Source organism: Streptococcus sp. HMSC078H03 (assembly GCF_001808655.1).
GTDB classification, from domain to species: domain Bacteria; phylum Bacillota; class Bacilli; order Lactobacillales; family Streptococcaceae; genus Streptococcus; species Streptococcus salivarius_G.
Window position 1 is genome coordinate 1 of sequence record NZ_KV794105.1, and the last position, 390, is coordinate 390.

1 protein-coding gene is annotated in these 390 nt (G+C 40.3%); it reads left to right on the top strand.

The window, feature by feature from the left end; genetic code table 11:
• Positions 1 to 390: hypothetical protein (locus tag HMPREF2607_RS05150; RefSeq protein WP_186821386.1), on the top strand; the 390-nt coding region annotated here is incomplete at both ends.

A 390-nucleotide genomic window follows, 5' to 3' on the forward strand; every position in this document is an offset into this window, starting at 1 on the left:
CAGCATCGTTGAGTACATCAGCGTCTGAGTCAGCATCTGCATCAGAATCAGCAAGCACATCAGCTTCAGTATCTGCGTCAGAATCAGCAAGCTCTTCAGAATCAACTTCTGTATCTGAATCAGTATCAGCTTCTGAATCATACTCAGCATCTGCTAGCCTTTCAGAATCTACATCAACTTCAACTTCAGTTTCAGAATCACTTTCAAGCTCTGAATCAACTTCAGTTTCAGTTTCTCAATCAATGTCAGAAAGTGAGACTCCTAAAGTTGGTGAAGTAATCATCACTTACATCCGTGAGAATGATGGTAAAGAAATCCAAAAACCACGTCAAGATACACCAAACTCACCATATGACACTCCATATAACACAACTGAGGAAGGTGAAAAAC